21 protein-coding genes are annotated in these 23,501 nt (G+C 57.4%); 13 read left to right on the top strand and 8 right to left on the bottom strand.

Going from position 1 to position 23,501, the window contains the following annotated elements; genetic code table 11:
* Positions 1 to 12: 12 nt before the first annotated feature.
* From oadA to citS, 3 genes are all read right to left on the bottom strand, one after another.
* Positions 13 to 1,788 carry a sodium-extruding oxaloacetate decarboxylase subunit alpha gene (oadA, locus tag KO1_RS18505; RefSeq protein ID WP_024273718.1) on the bottom strand — a complete coding sequence of 592 codons (1,776 nt, stop codon included), beginning with the start codon at positions 1,786 to 1,788 and terminating at the stop codon, positions 13 to 15.
* Between the two features lie 15 nt (positions 1,789 to 1,803).
* On the bottom strand, positions 1,804 to 2,055 hold the full coding sequence (locus KO1_RS18510) for an oxaloacetate decarboxylase subunit gamma (RefSeq protein WP_004108279.1): 252 nt from the start codon (positions 2,053 to 2,055) through the stop codon (positions 1,804 to 1,806).
* Positions 2,056 to 2,215: 160 nt separating this feature from the next.
* Positions 2,216 to 3,556: a citrate/sodium symporter CitS gene (gene citS / locus KO1_RS18515; protein ID WP_004108277.1), complete on the bottom strand. Its 1,341-nt coding sequence runs from the start codon at positions 3,554 to 3,556 to the stop codon at positions 2,216 to 2,218.
* Between the two features lie 278 nt (positions 3,557 to 3,834).
* Here citS and citC point away from each other — a divergent pair, with 278 nt between their 5' ends.
* The 13 genes from citC (at position 3,835) to folA (ending at position 19,015) form a co-directional block, all read left to right on the top strand.
* The gene (gene citC, locus KO1_RS18520) at positions 3,835 to 4,863 is read left to right on the top strand and encodes a [citrate (pro-3S)-lyase] ligase (RefSeq protein ID WP_004108274.1); all 1,029 of its coding nucleotides are present in this window, start codon (positions 3,835 to 3,837) and stop codon (positions 4,861 to 4,863) included.
* 30 nt (positions 4,864 to 4,893) lie between these two features.
* Positions 4,894 to 5,187 carry a citrate lyase acyl carrier protein gene (gene citD, locus KO1_RS18525; protein ID WP_004108271.1) on the top strand — a complete coding sequence of 98 codons (294 nt, stop codon included), beginning with the start codon at positions 4,894 to 4,896 and terminating at the stop codon, positions 5,185 to 5,187.
* Positions 5,184 to 6,053, top strand: a complete 870-nt coding sequence (citE, locus tag KO1_RS18530; protein ID WP_004108268.1) for a citrate (pro-3S)-lyase subunit beta — start codon at positions 5,184 to 5,186, stop codon at positions 6,051 to 6,053. Before citD ends, citE begins: the two co-directional genes overlap by 4 nt.
* Positions 6,054 to 6,063: 10 nt before the next feature.
* Entirely contained in the window at positions 6,064 to 7,590 is a 1,527-nt protein-coding gene (gene citF / locus KO1_RS18535; protein ID WP_004108265.1) for a citrate lyase subunit alpha, read from the top strand.
* Between the two features lie 82 nt (positions 7,591 to 7,672).
* Positions 7,673 to 8,518 (top strand): triphosphoribosyl-dephospho-CoA synthase CitG, encoded by an 846-nt coding sequence (gene citG, locus KO1_RS18540; RefSeq protein WP_375294017.1) that lies wholly within the window; start codon positions 7,673 to 7,675, stop codon positions 8,516 to 8,518.
* Between the two features lie 246 nt (positions 8,519 to 8,764).
* Complete coding sequence (gene dapB / locus KO1_RS18545) at positions 8,765 to 9,586, top strand: 4-hydroxy-tetrahydrodipicolinate reductase (RefSeq protein WP_004108255.1); 822 nt, start codon at positions 8,765 to 8,767, stop codon at positions 9,584 to 9,586.
* Positions 9,587 to 10,043: 457 nt separating this feature from the next.
* Positions 10,044 to 11,192: a glutamine-hydrolyzing carbamoyl-phosphate synthase small subunit gene (gene carA / locus KO1_RS18550; RefSeq protein WP_017145012.1), complete on the top strand. Its 1,149-nt coding sequence runs from the start codon at positions 10,044 to 10,046 to the stop codon at positions 11,190 to 11,192.
* Between the two features lie 18 nt (positions 11,193 to 11,210).
* A complete protein-coding gene (gene carB, locus KO1_RS18555) occupies positions 11,211 to 14,435 on the top strand; it encodes a carbamoyl-phosphate synthase large subunit (RefSeq protein ID WP_004108241.1) in 3,225 nt (1,074 codons plus the stop codon).
* A 140-nt stretch (positions 14,436 to 14,575) separates the two neighbouring features.
* Entirely contained in the window at positions 14,576 to 15,460 is an 885-nt protein-coding gene (locus KO1_RS18560; RefSeq protein ID WP_016807498.1) for an ROK family protein, read from the top strand.
* A 103-nt stretch (positions 15,461 to 15,563) separates the two neighbouring features.
* The gene (locus KO1_RS18565) at positions 15,564 to 15,797 is read left to right on the top strand and encodes a YgdI/YgdR family lipoprotein (protein WP_024273720.1); all 234 of its coding nucleotides are present in this window, start codon (positions 15,564 to 15,566) and stop codon (positions 15,795 to 15,797) included.
* Between the two features lie 149 nt (positions 15,798 to 15,946).
* Positions 15,947 to 16,480, top strand: coding sequence for a glutathione-regulated potassium-efflux system oxidoreductase KefF (kefF, locus tag KO1_RS18570; protein ID WP_004108234.1), 534 nt, complete (start codon positions 15,947 to 15,949; stop codon positions 16,478 to 16,480).
* Positions 16,473 to 18,338 (top strand): glutathione-regulated potassium-efflux system protein KefC, encoded by a 1,866-nt coding sequence (gene kefC, locus KO1_RS18575; RefSeq protein ID WP_004108233.1) that lies wholly within the window; start codon positions 16,473 to 16,475, stop codon positions 18,336 to 18,338. Before kefF ends, kefC begins: the two co-directional genes overlap by 8 nt.
* Positions 18,339 to 18,535: 197 nt before the next feature.
* Positions 18,536 to 19,015: a type 3 dihydrofolate reductase gene (gene folA / locus KO1_RS18580; RefSeq protein WP_004108231.1), complete on the top strand. Its 480-nt coding sequence runs from the start codon at positions 18,536 to 18,538 to the stop codon at positions 19,013 to 19,015.
* Between the two features lie 40 nt (positions 19,016 to 19,055).
* Here folA and apaH read toward each other — a convergent pair whose 3' ends face one another.
* The 5 genes from apaH to surA all read right to left on the bottom strand — a co-directional run bounded on the left by apaH (position 19,056) and on the right by surA (position 23,495).
* Positions 19,056 to 19,904 (bottom strand): bis(5'-nucleosyl)-tetraphosphatase (symmetrical) ApaH, encoded by an 849-nt coding sequence (apaH, locus tag KO1_RS18585; RefSeq protein ID WP_004108229.1) that lies wholly within the window; start codon positions 19,902 to 19,904, stop codon positions 19,056 to 19,058.
* A 4-nt stretch (positions 19,905 to 19,908) separates the two neighbouring features.
* The gene (gene apaG / locus KO1_RS18590) at positions 19,909 to 20,286 is read right to left on the bottom strand and encodes a Co2+/Mg2+ efflux facilitator ApaG/CorD (protein WP_004108227.1); all 378 of its coding nucleotides are present in this window, start codon (positions 20,284 to 20,286) and stop codon (positions 19,909 to 19,911) included.
* 2 nt (positions 20,287 to 20,288) lie between these two features.
* Positions 20,289 to 21,110 carry a 16S rRNA (adenine(1518)-N(6)/adenine(1519)-N(6))-dimethyltransferase RsmA gene (rsmA, locus tag KO1_RS18595; protein ID WP_004108225.1) on the bottom strand — a complete coding sequence of 274 codons (822 nt, stop codon included), beginning with the start codon at positions 21,108 to 21,110 and terminating at the stop codon, positions 20,289 to 20,291.
* Positions 21,107 to 22,096 (bottom strand): 4-hydroxythreonine-4-phosphate dehydrogenase PdxA, encoded by a 990-nt coding sequence (gene pdxA / locus KO1_RS18600; RefSeq protein WP_024273721.1) that lies wholly within the window; start codon positions 22,094 to 22,096, stop codon positions 21,107 to 21,109. Before pdxA ends, rsmA begins: the two co-directional genes overlap by 4 nt.
* Before the next feature lie 112 nt (positions 22,097 to 22,208).
* Complete coding sequence (gene surA, locus KO1_RS18605) at positions 22,209 to 23,495, bottom strand: peptidylprolyl isomerase SurA (protein ID WP_004108221.1); 1,287 nt, start codon at positions 23,493 to 23,495, stop codon at positions 22,209 to 22,211.
* Positions 23,496 to 23,501: the final 6 nt, after the last annotated feature.

Consider the following 23,501-nt stretch of genomic DNA (forward strand, 5'->3'; position numbering starts at 1 on the left):
GCGTCCTTTTCCTTACGCCAGGGTCATCAGGGTGTCGCCCACCGCCACCGCGTCCCCGGATTTCACCGCGATACCGCGCACGGTCCCGGCCTGTGCAGCGCGGATTTCGGTTTCCATCTTCATGGCTTCCAGAATCAGCAGCACGTCGCCTTCGGCCACCGTCTGGCCTTCCGCGGCAATGACCTTCCAGATAGTGCCCGCCAGCGGCGCGGTCACCGGCGTGCCGGCGCCTGCCGGGGCGGCCGCCTGAGCCGGGGCGGAAGAGGCTGCCGGCGCGGCCGCCGTCAGCTGGCTGATATCGCCGCCGTCGCTGACCTTCACCACAAAGGCCTTGCCCTCCACTTCCACGGTGTAGACGCCGGAGGCCGCCGGTTTAGCGGCTTTTGCCGCCGGTTTGACCTCTTCAGCCTGCGGTACCGGCTCGAACGCCGCCGGGTTATTGCGATTCTCCAGGAACTTCAGGCCGATTTGCGGGAACAGGGCCACGGTCAGCACGTCATCGATGGCGTTCTCCGCCAGAACGATGCCCTTCTCCTGCGCCTGACGTTTCACGTCGGCTTCCAGCTGCGCCAGCTCCGGCTTCAGCAGGTCCGCCGGGCGGCAGGTGATGGCTTCTGCCCCTTCCAGCACGCGGGCCTGCAATGCCGCATTCACCGGGACCGGGGTGTGGCCGTATTCGCCCTTCAGAATCCCGGCCGTTTCCTTCGCGATGGTTTTGTAGCGCTCGCCGGTCAGCACGTTCAGCACCGCCTGGGTGCCGACAATCTGCGAGGTCGGGGTGACCAGCGGGATGAAACCGAGGTCCTCGCGCACGCGGGGGATTTCCGCCAGCACCTCATCCAGACGGTGGGCGGCGTTCTGCTGCTTCAGCTGGCCCTCGAGGTTGGTGAGCATCCCGCCCGGCACCTGGGCCACGAGGATACGGCTGTCGGTGCCCTTCAGCTGGCCTTCGAAGGCGTGGTATTTCCTGCGCACCTCGCGGAAGTACGCCGCGATGCTCTCCAGCCTGAGGATATCCAGCCCGGTGTCGTGCTCAGTACCCGCCAGCGTCGCCACCAGCGCCTCGGTGGCCGGGTGGCCGTAGGTGGCGCTCATGGAAGAGATGGCGGTATCAACGCCGTCGACGCCCGCCTCGATGGCCTTCAGCAGGGCCATCTCCGCCATCCCGGTGGTGGCATGAGCATGCAGGTGCAGGCGCACGTCATAGCGTTTTTTGATTTCGCTGACCAGCGCAAAGGCGGCCCCCGGGGTGAGAATGCCCGACATGTCTTTAATCGCGATGGAGTCGACGCCGGTCTCCAGCAGCTGTTCAGTCAGGTCCAGCCAGGTCTGCAGGGTGTGGGCCGGACTGGTGGTGTAGGAGAGCGTGCCCTGAGCGTGGGCGCCGTGGCTGCGCACCGCCTGCAGGGCGGCTTTCATGTTGCGCGGGTCGTTCATGGCGTCGAAGACGCGGAACACGTCCATGCCGTTTTTGACGGCGCGCTCAACGAAGCGCTCCACCACGTCATCGGCGTAGTGGCGGTAGCCGAGCAGGTTCTGGCCGCGGAGCAGCATCTGCAGCGGGGTCTTCGGCATGGCCTTTTTGAGCTCGCGCAGGCGGACCCACGGGTCCTCGCCGAGGAAGCGGATGCAGGCGTCAAAGGTGGCGCCGCCCCAGCATTCGAGGGAGCCGTAGCCCACGTCGTCGAGCTGAGCGGCGACGGGGAGCATATCGTCAAGGCGCAGGCGGGTGGCGAAAAGGGACTGGTGGGCGTCGCGCAGGACGACATCGGTAATGGCAACGGTCATGGATTCCTCCGTGAATTAAGGGTTAAGGCGGCGATGGTGGTGGATGGCGGCGGCAATCACCGGCTTTAAGCGGGCGAAATCGTCAGCGTGCGCGGCGGCGGGCGCAGGTGCCGCCTTCGGCGCGACAGCCGGTTCGGGGAAGAAGCGGTTGACGGCGGCGGACATGCCCTGGATGGCGAAAATCAGCAGAAACAGAAACGCCAGCACGAACCCCATGCCGAGGAACATCAGGGTGAAGCCTTCACCCAGCAGTACAGCTTCAGTCATTGAAAAACCCTAAAGTAAGGGCACGACGGCGTGTTTGAAGGCTAACCAAACGATACTTCCGGCTAAGGAGTAGGGTGGATTTCCCGAAGCCGCCCCCGGCTCTGGCCCCTAATTGGCATCGCTGTGGTTGACGCTCAAACATCGCCATCGTGCGTGTTGGTTACATCATCATGCCGAACACAATGCTGGCGATGACCAGCACAATACCGCCGCCCAGACGGGAGGAGATTTGCGCATAAGAGATAAGATTCATACGGTTACAGGCAGAGAGCACTTCCAGGTCGCCTGAGCCGCCGCGGTTAGCCATGCACAGGCCTGCGGTGATGGCGGATTCGATCGGGAAGAAGCCAATCATCCAGCCGCCGACGGCCGCCCCGACGACAGCACCTACAACGATTACCGCAGCGATGATGACGTTCGCGAAGGTAATCGCGTCGATAATTTCCTGCAGGTCGGTGTAGCACACGCCGACGCCGACCATCAGTACCCACAGCAGCTGCTTAGAGAAGAAGTCAGACAGGCGTTTGGCCCCGGCTTTGATCTCCGGCGAGCAGAGGCCGGAAGCATTCAGCGCCGCGACGATCAGCACCATCCAGGCGAAATAGTGGATTGAGACACCGCCAATGCTTGGCAAAATTTTCTTAGCAATGACGTAGGCCAGCAGGAAACAGGTGGTGGCGAGCACCAGGCCGACCGCCGTTTCGCGATGGGTAATCTGGCCTGCTTTTTCATCATCATCGACTTTAAAGGAGGCTTTACGTACCAGTTCGCCTTCCCCGCTCAGCCAGGTGTGTTTTTTACCGATAATATCGAGCAGTGCGGCAAAAACGATGGCGAAGATATTGGCGATGGTCAGAATGGCAATCGCGGTGGAGTAGTACTCTTCACGGGAGCGGCCGGTGACGGAGTGATAAATTTCGGACAGCGGAACCGCGCCTGCGCCGTTGCCGCCGCCCATAATCGGCAGAACGTACAGCATCATGATGCGGTCTACGGAAATACCGAAGCACAGGCCGATGATAATCCCGAAGATAGATGCGCCGAGGATCCCCATAAGGATCGTCGGAATATAACCCAGCAGCGATTTCAACAGCAGTTTACGGTTAACCGAGAGAATTGCGCCAGTTATCAAAACTGCGATGAATAAGTTCAGGAAATTGCTTTTATCCATCACATTAGTGATTGCATCAATTTCTTTTTGGGTAAAAATGCCTGCGTAAACGAAATAAGCAGCTACGAGGAAGATCATCACCGGCGCGCCGCCAATATATTTATTAAATATCGGCAGCCGTTTGCCAATTTCGCCAAAGATGGCGCCGATAATAAACATGATGGCGAAGCCGCCAACAATGTCGGTCGGCAGCGCGTTATAAAAATGTGAAAGTAGTAAAGTGATTAACGCAAACGCGTATAGCGGAAGCGGCATGCCGAAGATTTTAAACTTCAGCAGTTCACTTACACCATTTTTCTCCGTCGAAGGAGCCTGGCTCATATTAGTCATATGACGTCACCCTGTTAAAAAAAGGAATAATGCCGTTAGAAAAAGCAATAATAGGACGGCGGCATAATAATAAAGATGCGCTACGGCGATATGTGATTACGTTCACTGATTAGTCGTGTTTTTAATTAATTTAATTGTTTTTATTCTTCTGAATTAATTAACAACATAAAAACCATAAAGCAAATTAAGGTACGGGGAAAAGTGTGATTCAAATAAAAGAACCGCTACGGGAACGGTGGCGAAATACAGCTCGTTTTGGTCAATGAAGCGCGAAAAAAATGAATCTGATATTAAAACGCGTCGTGGTACAGAAAGATCCCCGGCGGCGAGAGGCCGTTGACCTCTTTCTTCATCAGCATCAGCTCTCGCTCGAGGCGGATTGCGAAATAGTGATTGTCGCCGAGTACCAGCGGCGCATTGTTGGCTGCGGCGCGATTGCCGGATGCGTGCTGAAGTGCATTGCCGTCGACCCGTCGCTGCAGGGAGAAGGGCTTAGCCTGAAGCTGCTGACTGAACTGATGACCCTGGCGTATGAGCTGGGCCGCAGCGAGCTGTTTCTGTTCACTAAACCTTATAACGCGGCCCTCTTTTCCTGCGCCGGTTTCTGGCCTATCGCCCGTGCGGGCGACAGGGCCGTTTTGATGGAGAACAGCCGCGAACGCCTGGCCCGCTATTGCCGCCAGCTCAGGATGTATCGCCAGCCCGGAGAAAAAATCGGCGCCATCGTAATGAACGCCAATCCCTTTACGCTGGGGCATCGCTGGCTGGTGGAGCAAGCCGCTCGCCAGTGCGACTGGCTGCATCTTTTCGTGGTGAAGGAAGATGCTTCATTTTTCAGCTACCAGGATCGCGTGGCGCTGATCGAGCAGGGGATCGCCGGGATCGATAACGTGACCCTGCATCCGGGATCGTCCTATCTGATCTCGCGCGCCACTTTCCCCGGCTACTTCCTGAAAGACAAAGGCGTGGTTGACGATTGCCACTGCCAGATCGATCTGCAGCTGTTTCGCGAACATTTAGCTCCGGCGCTGGGGGTCACCCACCGCTTTGTCGGCAGCGAACCGCTGTGCGAATTAACCCGTAATTACAACCTGCGTATGCGACAGCTGCTGGAAGTGCCCGGCGACGCGCCGACCATTGAAGTGGTTGAGCTGGCGCGGGTTGAGAAAGAGGGCGCGCCGATTTCCGCTTCCCGGGTGCGCAAGCTGTATCAGCAGCGCCAGTGGTCGGCTATCGAGCCGCTGGTACCGCCGGGAACGCTCGCTTTTCTGATGCATCTGGCGGAAAGCGAACGCCAGACCGCCTGATTTTACCGCCATAACTAAGGATCAGCCTCTATGGAAATGATGATTGACGCCCTGGCCGGCACGCTGGAGTCCAGCGATGTGATGGTCAGGATTGGGCCTGCGAATGAGCCAGGTATTCAGCTTGAAATCGACAGCATTGTGAAGCAGCAGTTTGGCGCGGCGATTGAACGCGTCGTCAGAGAGACGCTGACCCAGCTTGGCGTTACCCGGGCGAACGTCGTCGTCGATGATAAAGGCGCGCTCGAATGCGTGCTGAAGGCTCGCGTCCAGGCCGCAGCGCTGCGCGCGGCGCAACAATCTCAACCGCAATGGAGCCAGCTATGAAACCTCGTCGCAGTATGCTGTTTATCCCCGGCGCCAACGCCGCGATGTTAAGCACCTCTTTTGTCTACGGCGCTGACGCGGTGATGTTTGACCTCGAAGACGCCGTCTCGCTACGAGAAAAAGATACCGCTCGCCTGCTGGTGCATCATGCGCTCCAGCATCCGCTCTACCGGGATGTGGAAACCGTGGTGCGTATTAACCCGCTCAGCACGCCGTTCGGCCTTGCCGACCTTGAGGCGGTGGTGCGGGCTGGCGTCGACATGGTGCGTCTGCCGAAAACCGATAGCAAAGAAGATATTCATGAGCTGGAGGCTCACGTCGAACGTATTGAGCGCGAGTGCGGCCGGGAGGTGGGCAGCACCAAATTAATGGCGGCGATTGAGTCGGCGCTGGGCGTGGTGAACGCGGTAGAAATCGCCCGCGCCAGTCCGCGTCTGTCGGCCATTGCGCTGGCGGCCTTCGACTACGTCATGGATATGGGGACCTGCCGCGGCGACGGCACGGAGCTGTTCTACGCCCGCTGCGCGGTGCTGCACGCGGCCCGCGTCGCCGGAATCGCGGCCTATGACGTCGTGTGGTCGGACATTAACAATGAAGAGGGTTTCCTCGCGGAAGCGAATCTGGCGAAAAATCTCGGCTTTAACGGCAAATCGCTGGTTAACCCGCGCCAGATTGAGCTGCTGCACCAGGTTTATGCCCCAACGCTGAAAGAAGTTGAGCATGCGCGGGACGTCATCGCGGCGGCGGAAGAGGCGGAAGAACGCGGACTCGGCGTGGTCTCGCTAAACGGCAAGATGATAGATGGACCGATTATCGATCATGCGCGCAAAGTCGTGGCGCTGTCGGCTTCCGGCATTCGTGATTAAGGAGGAAATAATGAAAGAGACCGTGGCAATGCTTAATCAACAGTACGTCATGCCGGAAGGATTAGAACCTTACGCAGGGGTAACGGCAAAGAGTCCGTGGCTGGCCAGTGAAAGCGAAAAGCGGCAGCGTAAAGTCTGCGCTTCGCTGGAGGAGGCGATTCGCCGCTCCGGGCTGCAAAACGGTATGACCATCTCCTTCCATCACGCGTTTCGCGGCGGTGACAAGGTGGTCAATATGGTGGTGGCGAAGCTGGCTGAAATGGGCTTTCGCGATCTGACGCTGGCCTCAAGCTCGCTGATCGACGCCCACTGGCCGCTGATCGAGCACATAAAAAACGGCGTGATCCGGCAGATTTACACCTCCGGTCTGCGCGGGAAGCTGGGGGAAGAGATCTCCGCCGGGCTGATGGAAAACCCGGTACAAATCCATTCCCACGGCGGCCGGGCGTATTTAGTGCAAACCGGTGAGCTAACCATTGACGTGGCGTTCCTCGGCGTGCCGTGCTGCGATGAATATGGCAACGCCAACGGCTTTAGCGGTAAATCCCGCTGCGGCTCGCTGGGTTACGCTAAAGTGGATGCCGATGCCGCCAGATGCGTGGTACTGCTGACCGAAGAGTGGGTGGATTATCCGAACTATCCGGCCAGCATCGCCCAGGATCAGGTGGATCTGATCGTGCAGGTTGATGAAGTCGGCGATCCGGCGAAAATCACCGCTGGCGCGATCCGTCTGACCAGCAACCCACGCGAGCTGCTGATCGCCCGCCAGGCGGCCAAAGTCATCGAACATTCGGGCTACTTCAAAGAGGGCTTCTCTTTGCAAACCGGTACCGGCGGCGCATCGCTGGCGGTAACCCGCTTCCTCGAAGATAAGATGCGTCGTAACAATATCACCGCCAGCTTTGGTTTGGGCGGGATTACCGGCACGATGGTCGATCTGCATGAAAAGGGCTTGATCAAAGCGCTGCTGGATACCCAATCTTTCGACGGCGATGCCGCCCGTTCGCTGGCGAACAACCCTAACCATATCGAAATTTCCGCTAATCAGTACGCCAATCCCGGTTCGAAAGGGATCTCCTGCGAACGCCTGAATGTGGTGATGCTCAGCGCGCTGGAAATCGACACCGGATTTAACGTTAACGTGATGACCGGCTCCAACGGTGTCCTGCGCGGGGCGTCCGGCGGCCATAGCGATACGGCGGCAGGCGCGGATTTAACCATTATCACCGCGCCGCTGGTGCGTGGGCGTATTCCGTGCGTGGTGGAGAAAGTCCTGACTCGCGTCACGCCGGGGGCCAGCGTGGATGTGCTGGTGACCGACCACGGTATTGCTGTTAACCCGGCGCGTCAGGACCTGATTGATAACCTGCGTAACGCGGGCATCCAGCTCATGACCATCGAAGAGCTACAGCAGCGCGCCGAACTGTTGACCGGCAAGCCTGATCCGATCGAATTCACCGATCGGGTCGTGGCCGTGGTGCGCTATCGCGATGGTTCGGTGATCGACGTGATTCGTCAGGTTAAAACCGCTGGTTAAACGCGCTGAGGAGAAAGGCATGAGCGAAGTGATAATAAGCCAGCATCGGCCATTGAGCCGTCAAACGGTGACGGCTGAGGAGATGGTTTCTCGCGTGGGACGGGCGCTACTGACTGAAGTTCGCCTGACGCCGAAGCCGGGTCTGGTGGATATTCGTAATGCTGGCGCGCATCGGGATATGGATCTGGCCACCTTTGAGGCCAGTACGGCGGTTGTCGCCCCGTGGATGGAGAAGTTTTTCATTATGGGACACGACACCGCCAATATCACGCCGGAACAGGTGTTGACGATGCTGCGTCCAGTGGGCATGGCCTGCGAGACGGATATGCTGGAAGCCACCGGCGGGGTGAACACCCATCGCGGCGCGATCTTCGCTTTTGGCCTGCTCTGCGCGGCGGCGGGAAGACTGGTTGCCAGAGGGGAGCCGGTTGAACAGCATCGGGTTTGCGATCAGGTGGCCCGATTCTGTCGCGGCCTGGTGGCGCGCGAGCTCTCCTTCTCTGAAGGAAAGAAGGTGAGCAAAGGCGAAGGGCATTTCCTGCGCTACGGGCTCTCCGGCGCCAGAGGCGAAGCGGAAAGCGGCTTTCACACCGTGCGCACTCAGGCGATGCCGGTATTCAATCGCGTCATGGCGAATACCGGCGACGCCAATCTGGCGTTATTGCAGACCCTGCTGCATCTGATGGCCTGGAATGACGATACCAATCTGGTATCGCGCGGTGGGCTGGAAGGGCTGAATTTTGTTCAGCAGCAGGCGCAAAAGCTGCTGTGGGAAGGCGGAGTGCTGGCCGATGGCGGGCTGGAAGCGCTGCGCCAGCTCGATGATGAACTGATTGTTCGCCATCTTAGCCCTGGCGGCAGCGCTGACCTGCTGGCGGTAACCTGGTTCCTGTCTGGTTTTCCTGCCGGGGAGATGTTCCTGCATTAATTGCCCGGTTTTTCATCGATAGCTGACCCCGGATTGACCTGCACATGGCTGAACCGGGGTTCCAGCCCATTTGTTCATTCCTTCTCTCTGCCCAATGGCCGATTCCCGGCATAATCGTATAGTTTTTACTGATATCGGCGGCAGTTTGTCATAAATTTCTAATTATCGGTGTTTTTGAGTAGCGGCTCATCGTTGAGCTGGTTACTCTGAAAACAATTTACGTAGTGTTAACAAAAGAGAATAGCTATGCATGATGCACATATCCGCGTGGCCATCGCGGGCGCGGGCGGCCGGATGGGACGCCAGTTAATTCAGGCGGTACAGCAGATGGAAGGCGCGGCGCTTGGCGCGGCGCTGGAGCGCGAAGGTTCCTCGCTGCTCGGCAGCGATGCGGGCGAACTGGCGGGCGCGGGCAAGTCAGGGGTGGTGGTGCAGAGCAGCCTTGAGGCGGTAAAAGACGATTTCGATGTCTTCATCGATTTCACCCGTCCGGAAGGCACGCTGAACCATCTCGCTTTTTGCCGTCAACATGGTAAAGGCATGGTTATCGGCACCACCGGTTTTGACGACGCCGGGAAGCAGGCCATTCGCGAGGCGTCGCAGGAGATCGCCATCGTCTTTGCCGCAAACTTTAGCGTTGGCGTTAACGTTATGCTTAAGCTGCTGGAGAAAGCGGCGAAGGTGATGGGCGACTATACCGATATTGAGATTATTGAAGCGCATCATCGCCATAAAGTCGACGCGCCATCAGGTACGGCGCTGGCGATGGGCGAGGCGATTGCCGGCGCGCTGGATAAAGATCTGAAGGAGTGTGCGGTATACAGTCGCGAAGGCTATACCGGTGAGCGCGTTCCCGGCACCATCGGCTTTGCAACCGTGCGCGCCGGGGATATCGTCGGCGAACATACGGCGATGTTTGCGGATATCGGCGAACGTATTGAAATCAGCCATAAGGCTTCCAGCCGGATGACTTTTGCAAATGGTGCCGTTCGCTCTGCATTATGGCTAAAAGGCAAGAAAAATGGTCTTTTTGATATGCGTGATGTGCTTGAACTGAACTCTTTATAACGATTATTACCCATCGTGATGTGGTTATTGCTTTCAATAAGTAATTGATTGCAAGGGGCAATGCTTTATTGCCCTTCTTTATTTTTTGATTTTTGCGATTTTTATTGGCTGAACTCTTCAAAAAAATACATTATCTACCATAATTTTGTTGTTTTATTGTAAATTTTGACCATCCGGTCCACTTTTTTACACCTTGAGCGCAGTTTTTACACTCTTCCGCCTCCGCAAGCGTTTTCCCAGGCGAGTTAGTTGATCTTTTTGCCGCTTAAAGCAGAGATTACAGAGTAGTCGCCTGAAACAAGATTAAAAATATCCGCTTTAAGTTGACTTTTACCCGCCATCTCTCCAGAATGCCGCCGTTTGCCAAAATTCTGCGGGCAACAGATTTGCATTGATTCAGATCTACATTATGAATTAATATGCAAATAAAGTGAGTGGATATTCTCTGGAGGGTGTTTTGATTAAGTCAGCGCTATTGGTTCTGGAAGACGGAACCCAGTTTCACGGTCGGGCCATTGGGGCTACCGGCACGGCGGTTGGGGAAGTCGTTTTCAATACTTCAATGACCGGTTATCAAGAAATCCTCACTGATCCTTCCTATTCCCGCCAAATCGTCACTCTAACTTATCCCCATATCGGCAATGTCGGCACCAATGCCGCCGATGAAGAATCTTCTCAGGTACACGCGCAGGGTCTGGTCATTCGCGATCTGCCGCTGATTGCCAGCAACTTCCGCAATACCGAAGACCTCTCTTCTTATCTGAAGCGCCATAACATTGTAGCGATTGCCGATATCGACACCCGTAAGCTGACCCGCCTGCTGCGTGAAAAAGGCGCGCAGAACGGCTGTATCATCGCCGGCGATAGCCCGGATGCGCAGCTGGCGCTGGAAAAGGCAAAAGCGTTCCCGGGCCTTAACGGTATGGATCTGGCGAAGGAAGTAACCACCGCAGAAACCTACAGCTGGACGCAGGGAAGCTGGACCCTTGCGGGTGACCTGCCGGAAGCCAAAGCGGAAAGCGAGCTGCCGTTTCACGTGGTGGCCTACGATTTCGGCGCCAAGCGCAACATTTTGCGCATGCTGGTAGACCGCGGCTGCCGTCTGACGGTGGTTCCGGCTAAGACTCCTGCCGAAGAGGTGCTGAAGATGAATCCGGACGGGATCTTCCTGTCCAACGGTCCCGGCGACCCGGCGCCTTGTGACTACGCTATCGACGCGATTGAGAAGTTTCTGGAAACCAGCGTTCCTGTATTCGGCATTTGCCTCGGCCACCAGCTGCTGGCGCTGGCGAGCGGCGCGAAGACCGTGAAGATGAAGTTCGGCCACCACGGCGGCAACCATCCGGTAAAAGATATTGATAACAACGTGGTGATGATCACCGCGCAGAACCACGGTTTCGCGGTGGATGAAGCGTCTATGCCGGCCAACCTGCGCGTCACCCATAAGTCGCTGTTCGACGGCACCCTGCAGGGGATTCATCGTACTGACAAACCGGCGTTCAGCTTCCAGGGACACCCGGAGGCGAGCCCCGGCCCGCACGATGCCGCACCGCTGTTCGACCATTTTATCGAGTTAATTAAGCAGTACCGTCAGTCCGCGAAATAATCAGGAGTTAAGAGAGCCATGCCAAAACGTACAGATATAAAAAGCATCCTGATTCTGGGCGCGGGCCCGATTGTTATCGGTCAGGCGTGTGAATTTGACTACTCCGGCGCCCAGGCGTGTAAAGCGCTGCGCGAAGAGGGCTACCGCGTCATTCTGGTGAACTCTAACCCGGCCACCATCATGACCGACCCGGAAATGGCCGATGCTACCTACATCGAGCCGATTCACTGGGAAGTGGTGCGCAAGATCATTGAGAAAGAGCGTCCGGATGCGGTTCTGCCGACCATGGGCGGCCAGACGGCGCTGAACTGCGCGCTGGAGCTGGAGCGTCAGGGCGTGCTGGCAGAGTTCGGCGTGACCATGATTGGCGCGACCGCCGACGCGATTGATAAAGCGGAAGACCGCCGCCGTTTCGACGTGGCAATGAAGAAAATTGGCCTCGACACCGCGCGTTCCGGGATCGCACATACCATGGAAGAAGCGCTGGCGGTTGCCGCTGAAGTTGGCTTCCCGTGCATCATCCGTCCTTCCTTTACTATGGGCGGCACCGGCGGCGGTATCGCCTACAACCGCGAAGAGTTCGAAGAAATCTGCGAACGCGGTCTGGATCTCTCGCCGACGAATGAGCTGCTGATTGATGAGTCGCTGATTGGCTGGAAAGAGTACGAGATGGAAGTGGTGCGTGATAAAAACGACAACTGCATCATCGTCTGCTCTATTGAAAACTTCGACGCAATGGGCATCCACACCGGCGACTCTATCACCGTCGCGCCGGCACAGACCCTGACCGATAAAGAGTACCAAATCATGCGTAACGCCTCGATGGCGGTACTGCGTGAAATCGGCGTAGAGACCGGCGGTTCCAACGTTCAGTTCTCGGTGAACCCGAAAGATGGCCGCCTGATCGTTATCGAAATGAACCCGCGCGTCTCCCGCTCCTCGGCGCTGGCCTCGAAAGCCACCGGCTTCCCGATCGCTAAAGTGGCGGCGAAGCTGGCGGTCGGTTACACCCTTGATGAGCTGATGAACGATATCACCGGCGGCCGCACCCCGGCGTCGTTTGAGCCGTCCATCGACTACGTTGTGACCAAAATCCCACGCTTCAACTTTGAAAAATTCGTCGGCGCCAACGATCGTCTGACCACCCAGATGAAATCGGTGGGCGAAGTGATGGCGATTGGCCGCACCCAGCAGGAATCCCTGCAGAAAGCGCTGCGCGGCCTGGAAGTCGGCGCTACCGGCTTCGACCCGAAAGTGAGCCTCGATGATCCGGAAGCGCTGACCAAGATTCGCCGCGAACTGAAAGATGCTGGCGCTGAGCGTATCTGGTACATCGCTGACGCTTTCCGCGCGGGCCTCTCCGTTGATGGCGTATTCAACCTGACCAATATCGACCGCTGGTTCCTGGTGCAGATTGAAGAGCTGGTGCGTCTGGAGGAGAAAGTGGCTGAAGTCGGTATTACCGGCCTCGACGCCGACTTCCTGCGTCAGCTCAAGCGTAAAGGCTTTGCCGATGCGCGTCTGGCGAAGCTGGCTGGCGTGCGCGAAGCGGAAATCCGCAAGCTGCGCGACCAGTATGACCTGCACCCGGTCTACAAGCGCGTGGATACCTGCGCGGCGGAATTCGCTACCGATACTGCCTATATGTACTCCACCTATGAAGATGAGTGCGAAGCCAATCCGTCCGTTGACCGCGATAAAATCATGGTGCTCGGCGGCGGCCCGAACCGTATCGGCCAGGGCATCGAGTTCGACTACTGCTGCGTCCATGCCTCCCTGGCGCTGCGCGAAGACGGCTACGAGACCATTATGGTCAACTGTAACCCGGAAACCGTCTCTACCGATTACGACACCTCTGACCGCCTCTACTTTGAACCGGTGACGCTGGAAGACGTGCTGGAAATCGTGCGCATTGAGAAGCCGAAAGGCGTTATCGTGCAGTACGGCGGCCAGACGCCGCTGAAGCTGGCGCGCGCGCTGGAAGCCGCAGGCGTGCCGGTTATCGGCACCAGCCCGGATGCAATCGACCGTGCGGAAGACCGTGAGCGCTTCCAGCACGCGGTTGACCGCCTGAAGCTGAAGCAGCCGGCGAACGCCACCGTGACCGCGATCGAAATGGCGGTCGAGAAGGCGAAAGAGATTGGCTACCCGCTGGTGGTGCGCCCGTCCTACGTTCTCGGCGGCCGCGCGATGGAAATCGTCTACGACGAAATCGACCTGCGTCGCTACTTCCAGACCGCCGTCAGCGTCTCTAACGATGCGCCGGTGCTGCTGGACCGCTTCCTTGACGATGCGGTTGAAGTTGACGTCGATGCCATCTGCGACGGCGAAATGGTGCTGATTGGCGGCATCATGGAGCATATCGAGCAGGCGGGCGTACACTCCGGCGACTCCGCGTGTTCGCTGCCGGCCTACACCCTGAGCCAGGAAATTCAGGATGTGATGCGCGAGCAGGTGCAGAAGCTGGCCTTTGAGCTGCAGGTACGCGGTCTGATGAACGTGCAGTTTGCGGTCAAAAACAACGAAGTCTACCTGATTGAAGTCAACCCGCGCGCGGCGCGTACCGTCCCGTTTGTCTCGAAAGCCACCGGCGTACCGCTGGCGAAAGTCGCGGCGCGCGTGATGGCGGGCAAAACGCTGGCTCAGCAGGGCGTCACTAAAGAGATCATCCCGCCGTACTATTCGGTGAAAGAGGTGGTTCTGCCGTTTAACAAATTCCCGGGCGTTGACCCGCTGTTAGGGCCAGAAATGCGCTCTACCGGTGAAGTCATGGGCGTTGGCCGCACCTTCGCGGAAGCGTTCGCCAAGGCGCAGTTAGGCAGCAACTCGACGATGAAGAAACAGGGACGCGCGTTGCTCTCCGTACGCGAAGGCGACAAAGAGCGCGTGGTGGATCTGGCGGCAAAACTGCTGAAGTTTGGTTTCGAGCTGGATGCAACCCACGGTACTGCGATTGTGCTGGGCGAAGCCGGCATCAACCCGCGTCTGGTGAACAAGGTGCATGAAGGCCGCCCGCACATTCAGGACCGCATCAAGAATGGCGAATACACCTACATCATCAACACCACCGCAGGCCGTCAGGCGATTGAAGACTCCAAGCTGATTCGCCGCAGCGCCCTGCAGTACAAAGTGCACTACGACACCACGCTGAACGGCGGTTTCGCTACCGCAATGGCCCTCAATGCCAACGCGATAGAGAAAGTGACCTCGGTGCAGGAAATGCACGCGCAGATTAAAAAGTAATCTCATCTGCCAGTAAAAGCGCCTCCGGTGGCCAACGCCGGAGGCGCTTTTTTTTTTGCGTTGCGATAAAGCGAAATGGCGGGAGAGGGTTCATCCTTAATGGAACAAAACCATTTCATGACGCACGCAAGGATAACGACATGGCGATACTTTTGTTTGATTGGGGCGGTACATCGATTAAATATGGCGTCTGGCAGCAGGGGGAGCTGAAGGATACCGCATCGGTTGAGACGCCTGATAGCTGGGAAGAGATGAAAAATCGGCTATTGGAACTTTATCAACAGTTTCAGTCGCGCTACGCCATTAATGGGATCTCAATTAGTGCTCCTGGGTGCGTGGATCCGCAGAGCGGGGTCATTAGCGGCCTGAGCGCCATTCCCTATATTCATCACTTTCCCATCGTCGAAGAGCTTTCCGGGCTGTTTTCACTGCCGGTATGCATTGAGAACGACGCCAACTCGGCGGGTATCGCCGAGGCGGCATTGGGCGCGGGCCGCGAGTATGACAGCGTACTGTTTGTGATTGCCGGTTCAGGTATCGGTGGCGCCATTGTCGACAATAAAGTCCTGCGCCACGGCAGCCATCGCTACGCCGGGGAATTTGGCATGATGACCCTGCACGAGGGGCAAACCTTTAGCGAACTGGCAACCGCCGTCGCTACGGCGCGTCGTTATGCCCGGCGCATGTCGCTGGCGGCTGACTCCGTCTCCGGAGAGGATGTCTTTCGCCTGGCTGAGGAGGGCGACAATATCGCGCAGCAGGAAGTGGCGCAGTTTTACCACTGGATGGCGATAGGCTTACTGAATTTGCAGGTGTGCTACGACCCAGACTGCCTGATTATCGGCGGCGGTATCTCCGCCAGCGATAGGATTTTTAACGGCATCAAGCAGCGCCTGAACGAGCTGGTGAATGAAAAAGATTTAGCAGAATTTTTACCGCAGGTGGTGCTCTGCCAATACCGCAACGATGCTAACCTGATCGGCGCGGCGGTGAACTTCGAACAAAAACAGAGGGATCGGCGCTAACAGGCCACTTCGGAGAGTTCTGGTTTTCTCTCCCCGGACAGTCAGCTAGCCTAAAGTGGTTAGGGTGATAATGAATATGACTGAATAACGGGAGAGAAACACCATGTACAACAAGCCCCTCACCGCCGCTATTTTTGCCGCTGCTGCGCTTTTCACCGTGGCTGGCTGTTCATCTAATCAGTCGCTAAAAACCACCGATGGCAAAACTATTGTCACCGATGGCAAACCCCAGGTGGATGACGACACCGGTCTGGTGTCCTACGAAAACGCGGAAACCGGTCGTACCGAGCAGATCAATCGCGATCAGGTTAAATCGATGGATGAACTGGATAACTAAGCGTTATTCATGGCCCCGTATCGCGGGGTCACCCCTGCCTGAGCGATCCTCGCCCTGAATGAGAGATAAATCACACTTATCATTGTAAGCGATTCAATTAACTGTCTACACTCTTGCTGATTACAACAAGAGCTAACGCAGGCTAATCAATGATCCTCATAATTTATGCGCACCCTTATCCGCAGCACTCGCATGCGAATAAGCGGATGCTTGAGCAGGCAGGGACGCTTGACGGCGTAGAGATACGCTCCCTCTATCAGCTTTATCCTGACTTTAATATTGATATCGCCGCCGAGCAGGCGGCGCTGGCCCGTGCCGATCTGGTTATCTGGCAGCATCCGATGCAGTGGTACAGCGTGCCGCCGCTGCTCAAGCTGTGGATGGATAAAGTGCTGGCGCACGGCTGGGCATACGGTCACAACGGTATCGCGCTGCGCGGTAAATCGCTGATGTGGGCGGTTACTACCGGCGGCGGCGAAAGCCACTTTGATATTGGTTCCTTTCCCGGTTTCGACGTCCTGGCGCAGCCGCTGCAGGCGACAGCCCTCTACTGCGGCATGACATGGCTACCGCCGTTTGCGATGCATTGCACTTTTATCTGCGATGACGAAACCCTACAGGCGCAGGCGCGCCGCTATCGGCAACGCTTAATCGAATGGCAGGAGGCGCACAACCATGGATAGCCATACGCTGATACAGGCGCTCATCTATTTAGGATCCGCCGCGCTGATCGTGCCGATTGCCGTACGTCTGGGCTTAGGGTCGGTGCTCGGCTACTTAATTGCCGGCTGCATTATTGGCCCGTGGGGGTTGCGGCTGGTCACCGACGCCGAGTCGATTCTGCACTTCGCGGAAATCGGCGTGGTGCTGATGCTTTTCGTTATCGGTCTTGAGCTCGATCCCCAGCGCCTGTGGAAACTTCGCGCTTCGGTGTTCGGCGGTGGGGCGCTGCAGATGGTCGTCTGCGGCGTGCTGATCGGCCTGTTCTGCATGTCGCTTGGTCTGCGCTGGCAGGTTGCCGAGCTGATTGGCATGACGCTGGCGCTCTCTTCAACGGCTATCGCTATGCAGGCGATGAACGAGCGTAACCTGACGGTCACCCAGCTGGGCCGGAGCGCCTTTGCGGTGCTGCTGTTCCAGGATATTGCGGCTATTCCTCTGGTGGCGATGATCCCGCTGCTGGCGGCGAGCGGCGGCTCGACGACGCTGGGCGCGTTTGCACTCTCTGCCCTGAAAGTGGCGGGTGCGCTGGCGCTGGTGGTGGTGCTTGGCCGCTATCTGACCCGGCCGATGCTGCGTTTTGTTGCGCGCTCCGGCCTGCGTGAAGTCTTCAGCGCCGTGGCCCTGTTCCTGGTGTTTGGCTTCGGGCTGCTGCTGGAAGAGGTTGGGCTGTCGATGGCGATGGGGGCATTCCTGGCCGGGGTGCTGCTGGCGAGCTCGGAGTACCGCCACGCTCTCGAAAGCGATATTGAACCGTTTAAGGGGCTGCTGCTGGGGCTGTTTTTTATCGGCGTCGGGATGTCTATCGACTTCGGTACTCTGGTGACTCATCCGCTGCGGATCCTGATTTTGCTGGTGGGATTTCTGGTGATTAAATCCCTGATGCTGTGGTTGATCGCCAGGCCGTTAGGCGTACCTCGCGCGCAGCGCCGTTGGTTTGCGGTGCTGCTGGGGCAGGGGAGTGAATTTGCCTTTGTGGTCTTCGGCGCGGCGCAGATGGCCGATGTCCTGGACGGCGAATGGGCGAAGGCGCTGACCCTGGCGGTGGCGCTATCGATGGCTGCCACGCCAATCCTGCTGGTGTTGCTGACCCGTCTGGAGAAATCCACCAGCGGCCAGGAGCGCGAGGCGGATGAAATTGACGAAGAGCAGCCGCGGGTAATTATTGCCGGCTTTGGCCGCTACGGGCAGATTGCCGGCCGCGTGCTGCTCTCCAGCGGCGTGAAGATGGTGATTCTCGATCACGATCCTGACCACGTCGATACCCTGCGTAAGTTTGATATGAAGGTGTTCTACGGCGATGCGACGCGGGTTGACCTGCTGGAGTCGGCGGGGGCGGAAAAAGCGGAAGTGCTGATTAACGCCATCGACGATCCGCAGACAAACCTGCAGCTGGCGGAGCTGGCAAAAGAGCATTTTCCGCATCTGCAGATCATCTCCCGCGCCCGCGATGTCGATCATTACATTAAGCTGCGCCAGGCAGGCGTTGAGGCGCCGGAGCGTGAAACCTTTGAAGCGGCGCTGAAGTCCGGGCGTATGACGCTTGAGGCGCTGGGCCTGGGAGCCTACGAGGCCCGCGAGCGCGCCGATCTGTTCCGCCGTTTCAACCTGCAAATGGTCGAAGAGATGGTGGCCATGGCGGAAAACGATGCGGCCTCGCGGGTGGCGGTATTCAAGCGCACCAGCGATATGCTGACCGGAATAATCAACGAAGACCGCAATCATTTATCGCTGGTTCAGCGTCATGGCTGGCAAGGAACGGAAGAGGGGAGGCATACCGGTGATATCGCTGATGAGCCGGAAAATAAACCCCCGGCATAAGAGGGAATTCAGGGTGTTACGTTAGCTTTACAAGTAACATTTTGTTTTCAATTTAAATCCTGTCTGGCGGCTCACGGGGCTTACGTGGGCTCGCCAGCAAATCTTAAAATTTTCTGATTCTTTACTCTCCGCCTAGTCGACGAAGTATTACGCTTTCCGTATAGTGGCGGCAATTTTTTGCATTCGGGAATTATTCAATGATCAGTCTGATTGCGGCGTTAGCGGTAGATCGCGTCATTGGTATGGAAAATGCCATGCCGTGGAATCTGCCTGCCGATCTCGCCTGGTTTAAGCGCAATACCTTAAACAAACCGGTAGTGATGGGGCGTCTCACCTGGGAATCTATCGGTCGCCCATTACCGGGGCGTAAAAATATCGTTATTAGCAGCCAGCCCGGCACCGACGATCGCGTGCAGTGGGTGAAGTCGGTCGATGAAGCCATCGCCGCTTGCGGCGACGTAGAAGAGATGATGGTGATCGGCGGCGGACGCGTTTATGAGCAGTTCCTGCCAAAAGCGCAAAAGCTTTATCTGACCCATATTGATGCGGAAGTGGAAGGCGATACTCATTTCCCGGATTACGATCCGGACGAGTGGGAGTCGGTATTCAGCGAGTTCCACGATGCTGATGCGCAGAATTCCCATAGTTACTGCTTCGAGATTCTGGAGCGTCGCTAAGGTTTTCCCCGGTGGCGTTCGCTCACCGGGGTGACTCTCTTCAGGAGGCGATCGCCTCGCCTTCATCAAGATTTGGCTGCCGGTTTGACGGCTGCGTGAAGTACGTCTTATCTTCCCAGCGCAGGCAGGTCAGATCGCCGCCCCAGCAGCAGCCGGTATCCAGCGCGTAAATCCCTTCCGGCGTGCCTTTCCCTTCCAGCGAAGCCCAATGACCGAAGGCAATACTGTACTCGCTGGCCACCGGCCCGGGAATAGCAAACCACGGCTTGAGCGGCGCGGGCGCGTTTTCCGGCGCCTCTTTGGCATACATATCCAGCTGGCCGTTCGGAAAGCAGTAGCGCATGCGGGTAAAAGCGTTAGAGATAAAGCGCAGGCGCGCCAGTCCGCTCAGTTCGTTGCTCCAGTTGTTCGGCATGTCGCCGTACATCGCATCGAGGAAGAACGGATAGGAGTCGCTGGCAAGCACGGCTTCCACGTCGCGAGCGCACTGTTTAGCGGTTTCCAGATCCCACTGCGGCGTGATCCCGGCGTGGGCCATAACCAGCTTTTTCTCTTCATCGATTTGCATCATCGGCTGACGACGCAGCCAGTTGAGCAGATCGTCGGCGTCCGGCGCCTCAAGCAGCGATTTCAGCCGATCTTTGGGTTTATTGCGGCTAATGCCCGCAAAGACCGCCAGCAGGTGCAGGTCATGATTGCCCAGCACGATGCGTACGCTGTCGCCAAGCTGTTTCACGAAACGCAGTACTTCGAGCGAACCGGGGCCGCGCGCGACCAGGTCGCCCGTCAGCCACAGCGTATCAGTCTCAGGGTTAAACTCCACCTGCTCTAATAGTGCGATCAGTTCATCGTAGCAACCGTGAACGTCGCCAATAAGGTATGTAGACATTGTTTTAATGGATGAGAGTGGGTACTGCGAGACGGAAAACAGGGATTTCAATGGTGAACGGCGCGCCGTTCACATCGATCATCTCATAATGTCCCTGCATGGTGCCCAGCGGCGTTTCAATGACCGCGCCGCTGGTATATTGGTATTCACCGCCGGCCGGAATATGCGGCTGCTCGCCGACAACGCCTTCCCCCTGGACTTCGGTCTCACGACCGTGCCCATTGGTGATAAGCCAGTAGCGGCCAAGAAGCTGAACCTGAGTCCGCCCCAGATTGCGAATGGTGACGGTATAAGCGAAGACGTAGCGCTCTTCTTGCGGAGAAGATTGCGATTCGATATAGACGCTTTGCACCTGTACACAAACTCGGGGCGAATTAATCATGGTTAGCTCTCCTTGGTGGGCGCGTTCTCAGATAACCAGTTAGCTAGCTGACAGTACTGCGCCACGGAAATATTCTCTGCGCGCTTCGCCGGGTCGATGCCCAGCTCGGTCAGAACTTCAACGCTGAACAGATTGCCCAGACTGTTGCGGATCGTTTTCCGACGCTGGTTAAAGGCTTCTGTCGTGATGCGGCTCAGCACGCGCACATCTTTAACGGGATGCGGCAGCGTGCGGTAAGGCACCAGGCGCACCACGGCGGAATCAACTTTAGGCGGCGGCGTAAAGGCGCTCGGCGGAACTTCAAGCACCGGGATAATCTGGCAGTAGTACTGCGCCATGACGCTTAGTCGACCATACGCCTTACTGTTCGGCCCGGCAACCAGACGATTGACCACCTCTTTTTGCAGCATAAAGTGCATATCGGCAATGGCATCAGTATAGCTGAACAGATGGAACATCAGCGGGGTCGAGATGTTGTACGGCAGGTTGCCGAATACGCGCAGCGGTTGGCCCATGTTCTGCGACAGCTCGCCGAAGTTCATGGTCATCGCATCCTGCTGATAAATCGTCAGCTTTGGTCCGAGGAACGGATGCGTTTGCAGACGAGCGGCCAGGTCGCGGTCCAGCTCGATAACGGTGAGCTGGTCGAGGCGTTCACCGACCGGTTCGGTCAGCGCGGCGAGGCCGGGGCCGATTTCAACAATCGCCTGGCCTTTCTGTGGATTGATGGCCGAGACAATGCTGTCGATCACAAACCGATCGTTGAGAAAGTTTTGCCCGAAGCGTTTACGGGCTAAGTGGCCCTGATGGACTCGATTATTCATTGAGTATTAACAATCATTTTAATGGCGAGATTAAGCGCCGTGATAAAACTGCCGACTTCCGCTTTCCCCTGGCCCGCAAGTTCAAGCGCGGTGCCGTGGTCAACGGAAGTGCGAATAAATGGTAAACCGAGCGTAATATTCACGCCGCGGCCAAAGCCCTGGTATTTTAGCACGGGCAGGCCCTGATCGTGATACATCGCGAGTACCGCATCGGCATGGTCGAGATATTTCGGCTGAAACAGGGTATCTGCCGGCAGCGGGCCGCTGAGATTCATCCCCTTCGCGCGCATCTCTTCCAGCACCGGAATAATGGTATCAATCTCTTCCGTGCCCATATGGCCGCCTTCGCCCGCGTGCGGGTTCAGGCCGCAAACCAGCACGTGCGGGTTATTGATACCAAATTTGGTGCGCAGATCGTGATGCAGAATGGTGATGATTTCCCGCAGCAGCTCGGGGGTAATCGCATCGCTTATTGCTTTAAGCGGCAGGTGAGTGGTCACCAGCGCCACGCGCAGCGCTTCGGTCGCCAGCATCATCACCACTTTACTGGCCTGCGAGCGCTCTTCAAAGAACTCGGTATGACCGGTGAAGGCGATCCCCGCATCGTTGATAATGCCCTTGTGCACCGGCCCGGTAATCAGCGCGGCGAATTCGCCGTTCAGACAGCCATCACAGGCGCGGGCCAGCGTTTCCACCACATAGCTGCCGTTGCTGACGTTGAGCACGCCTGGCTCAACCGGCGCATTGAGAGCGACGGGAAGAAGCGTCAGGGTGCCTGCGCGCTGCGGCGTAGCGGGAACGGTAGGGTCATAAGGCAGAAGCGATAAAGGAAGACCGAGCAGGCTTGCCCGGTCGGATAACAGAGCGCCATCGGCGCAAATCACCAGCTCGACCGGCCAGTCGCGCTGTGCAAGCTGCACAACGAGGTCGGGGCCAATCCCGGCAGGTTCGCCGGGAGTGATAACAACTCGATTCATACACTTCATCCTTCAGGCGTTCTCTTACTGGCTGCGCTTCGTCGCCCCAGTCAGAGACCAGGGCGATTCGCCGAGCCGCCTCGATACACCCTGAGTGATGTTGTGTATGAGGCTAATGCGATTAGTTGCTCAGTACCTTAACGTAGGCGCTGGCGCGCTGTTCCTGCATCCAGGTAGCCGCTTCTTCAGAGAATTTACGGTTCATCAGCATGCGGTAAGCGCGATCTTTCTGCGCGGCGTCGGTTCTGTCGACGTTGCGGGTATCCAGCAGCTCAATCAGGTGCCAGCCGAAGGATGAGTGAACCGGTGCGCTGGTCTGGCCTTTATTGAGGCGCAGAATAGCGTCGCGGAAGGCCGGATCGAAGATATCCGGCGTTGCCCAGCCTAAATCACCGCCCTGGTTTGCCGAACCCGGATCTTCAGAGAACTCTTTTGCCGCTTTAGCAAACGTGGTTTTGCCGCTCTTAATGTCAGCCGCAATTTGCTCCAGCTTTGCCCGGGCCTGATTGTCATTCATGATCGGCGACGGTTTCAGCAGGATGTGGCGGGCGTGAACTTCAGTCACGGAGATATTCTGGCTGCCGCCGCGCATATCGTTGATTTTCAGGATATGGAAGCCAACGCCGGAACGTACCGGACCAACGATATCGCCTTTCTTAGCCGTGCTCAGCGCCTGGGCGAAGATGCCCGGCAGTTCCTGAATACGACCCCAGCCCATCTGGCCGCCTTTCAGCGCCTGCTGGTCGGCTGAGTAGGTGATCGCCAGTTTGCCGAAATCCGCGCCGCTGCGCGCCTGCTGAACCACCGAGTTGGCCTGGTCCTGAGCTTCTGCCACCTGCTCGGAAGTGGGGTTTTCCGGCAGCGGGATCAGAATGTGGCTGAGGTTGAGTTCGGTGCTGGCGTCGTTCTGATCGCCAATCTGCTTCGCCAGGGTTTCAACTTCCTGCGGCAGAACGGTAATACGGCGACGTACTTCGTTGTTACGCACTTCCGAAATCAGCATCTCTTTGCGGATCTGATTACGATAGGTGTTGTAGTTAATACCGTCATAGGCCAGACGGCTGCGCATCTGATCCATGGTCATGTTGTTCTGTTTGGCGATGTTGGCGATAGCCTGGTCCAGCTGATCGTCAGAGATCTTCACGCCCATTTTCTGACCCATCTGCAGGACAATCTGGTCCATGATCAGACGCTCAAGGATCTGATGACGCAGGGTGGCGTCATCCGGCAGCTGCTGCCCGGCCTGGCCGGCGTTAAGTTTTACCGATTGCATCAAGCCATCGACGTCGCTTTCCAGAACAACGCCATTATTGACGACAGCCGCTACTTTATCGACAACCTGTGGGGCAGCGAAACTGGTATTCGCGATCATGGCGATACCGAGAAGCAGCGTTTTCCAGTTCTTCATACTTTT

The sequence above is a fragment of the Klebsiella oxytoca NBRC 105695 genome (genome assembly GCF_001598695.1).
In the GTDB taxonomy this organism is placed as follows: domain Bacteria; phylum Pseudomonadota; class Gammaproteobacteria; order Enterobacterales; family Enterobacteriaceae; genus Klebsiella; species Klebsiella oxytoca.